At 47.1% G+C, this 3,180-nt stretch carries 2 rRNA genes; both read right to left on the bottom strand.

Annotation, left to right across the window (positions count from 1 at the left end):
• Nucleotides 1-56: 56 nt before the first annotated feature.
• Nucleotides 57-164: ribosomal RNA gene (rrf, locus tag AC23MB_RS14155) — 5S ribosomal RNA — on the bottom strand.
• Nucleotides 165-339: 175 nt separating this feature from the next.
• Nucleotides 340-3,098 (bottom strand): 23S ribosomal RNA (locus AC23MB_RS14150).
• Nucleotides 3,099-3,180 lie beyond the last annotated feature (82 nt).

Raw genomic sequence — 3,180 nt, 5'->3', positions numbered from 1 at the left:
TCCTATAGGTATAAAACAAAAAAAGCTCATCAACACTAGTTGATGAGCTTTAAAAAAACTGGCGGCGACCTACTCTCCCGCGTTAGCAGTACCATCGGCGCTAGAGGGCTTAACTTCTGTGTTCGGAATGGGAACAGGTGAGCCCCTCTGCTAAAACCACCCTAAATATTATTTTAGATGGCAGATGTAAGATTTCAGATTCTAGACCAAAAATTGGTCTAATATCTGACATCTTTTATCTGATGTCTAATTTATCGGTAATATACATCACAAAGGCAAAACCTTTATCGCACTTATAAGAACTTGTCTTAAATATTTTTAAGATTAAAATAACCAATAGGCTATAAATCTACGGGTAATTAGTACTACTCGGCTATGACATTACTGTCTTTACACCTATAGCCTATCAACGTTGTCATCTCCAACGACCCTTAAAAGAAGTCTAATCTTGCGGCGAGTTTCGCACTTATATGCTTTCAGTGCTTATCTCTTCCAAACGTAGCTACTCAGCGGTGCACCTGGCGGTACAACTGATACACCAGAGGTTTGTTCAACACGGTCCTCTCGTACTAGAGTCAAGTCCGCTCAAACTTCTAACGCCCGCAATAGATAGAGACCGAACTGTCTCACGACGTTCTGAACCCAGCTCGCGTGCCACTTTAATGGGCGAACAGCCCAACCCTTGGGACCTTCTCCAGCCCCAGGATGTGACGAGCCGACATCGAGGTGCCGAACCTCCCCGTCGATGTGAGCTCTTGGGGGAGACTAGCCTGTTATCCCCGGAGTACCTTTTATCCTATGAGCGATGGCCCTTCCATACGGAACCACCGGATCACTATGTCCTGCTTTCGCACCTGATCGACTTGTTGGTCTCACAGTCAAGCACCCTTATGCCATTACACTCTACGCACGGTTACCAAGCGTGCTGAGGGTACCTTTGAAAGCCTCCGTTACTCTTTTGGAGGCGACCACCCCAGTCAAACTACCCACCACGCAATGTCCTTCTTATTCAAGAAGTTAGGCTCCAAGTAAGTAAAGGGTGGTATTTCAACGTTGACTCCACACATACTAGCGTACATGCTTCATAGTCTCCCACCTATCCTACACATTACTTACTCAAAGTCAATACGAAGTTATAGTAAAGGTTCACAGGGTCTTTTCGTCCCATTGCGGGTAATCGGCATCTTCACCGATACTACAATTTCACCGAGCTCGTGGCTGAGACAGTGCCCAGATCGTTACACCATTCGTGCAGGTCGGAACTTACCCGACAAGGAATTTCGCTACCTTAGGACCGTTATAGTTACGGCCGCCGTTTACTGGGGCTTCAGTCAAACGCTTCGCTTATGCTAACGCCCTTCCTTAACCTTCCAGCACCGGGCAGGTGTCAGACCCTATACAGCATCTTTCGATTTAGCAGAGTCCTGTGTTTTTGATAAACAGTCGCCTGGGCCTCTTCACTGCGGCCTCCCCGGAGGGAGGCGTCTCTTCTTCCGAAGTTACGAGACTATTTTGCCTAGTTCCTTAGCCACGACTCACTCGAGCACCTTAGGATTCTCTCCTCGACTACCTGTGTCGGTTTTGGTACGGGTTGCTTCACTTCGGCTTTTCTTGGAACCGCTTTCCCTACAGCAGCTTCGCCCGAAGGCTAGGCCTTGACTATTCCGTCAGTCTTCAGTAAGTACGGCAATCCGTCCCCTTTTTAGTGTGAGCAAGTATGGGAATATTAACCCATTGTCCATCCACTTCCCCTTTCGGGTGCGCGTTAGGTCCCGACTAACCCTCAGCTGATTAGCATGGCTGAGGAAACCTTAGTCTTTCGGTGAGGGGGTTTCTCGCCCCCTTTATCGTTACTTATGCCTACATTTTCTTTTCTATCCGCTCCACAATACCTCGCGATACTGCTTCGGCGCAAATAGAATGCTCTCCTACCAGATGTATATTAAATACAAATCCATAGCTTCGGTACTATACTTATGCCCGATTATTATCCATGCCGAACCGCTCGACTAGTGAGCTGTTACGCACTCTTTAAATGAATGGCTGCTTCCAAGCCAACATCCTAGCTGTCAATGCAGTTCAACCGCGTTGCTTCAACTTAGTATAGATTTAGGGACCTTAGCTGTTGGTCTGGGTTCTTTCCCTCTCGGACATGGACCTTAGCACCCATGCCCTCACTGCCGACGAACATTTATTAGCATTCGGAGTTTGTCAGGAATTGGTAGGATTTGACTCCCCCGCATCCAATCAGTAGCTCTACCTCTAATAAACTTAACATCGACGCTGCACCTAAATGCATTTCGGAGAGTACGAGCTATCTCCCAGTTTGATTGGCCTTTCACCCCTACCCACAAGTCATCCGAAGACTTTTCAACGTCAACCGGTTCGGTCCTCCACTTTGTGTTACCAAAGCTTCAACCTGCCCATGGGTAGATCACAAGGTTTCGCGTCTAATCCTACTAACTAACCGCCCTATTCAGACTCGCTTTCGCTCCGGCTCCGGACCTGAAGTCCTTAACCTCGCTAGTAAAATTAACTCGTAGGCTCATTATGCAAAAGGCACGCCGTCACTCAACTTGTGAGCTCCGACCGCTTGTAGGCGTACGGTTTCAGGTTCTATTTCACCCTTCTATTCGAAGTGCTTTTCACCTTTCCTTCACAGTACTTGTTCACTATCGGTCTTTCAGGAGTATTTAGCCTTGGAGGATGGTCCCCCCATATTCAGACAGGATTTCACGTGTCCCGCCCTACTCATTTATCATCTATGTATGCCTTTCAAATACGGGGCTATCACCCTCTACGGCTGTTCTTTCCAGAACATTCTTCTAAACATATAAAGACTTTTGGGCTAATCCGCTTTCGCTCGCCACTACTTACGGAATCTCTTCGATTTCTTTTCCTCCGGGTACTTAGATGTTTCAGTTCTCCGGGTTTGCTTCCCCTTAGGGATAATACATCTTCAATGTATTGGGTTGCCCCATTCGGACATCTCGGGATCAATTCGTGTGTGCCAATCCCCCGAGCTTTTCGCAGCTTACCACGTCCTTCTTCGCCTCTGAAAGCCTAGGCATCCGCCATACGCCCTTAACGATTTCTTTCCTATTTTTAGGTTACTCAAGCACTTATAAGTGCTCGGTTTTCTCTTTGTGATGTCTTTACCGTTAATGTCAATGATCTTTT

Source organism: Soonwooa sp. T0.1_25 (genome assembly GCF_057652215.1).
Note: the sequence above shows the minus strand (reverse complement) of the source record. Positions and strands in the feature narration are given on the sequence as shown.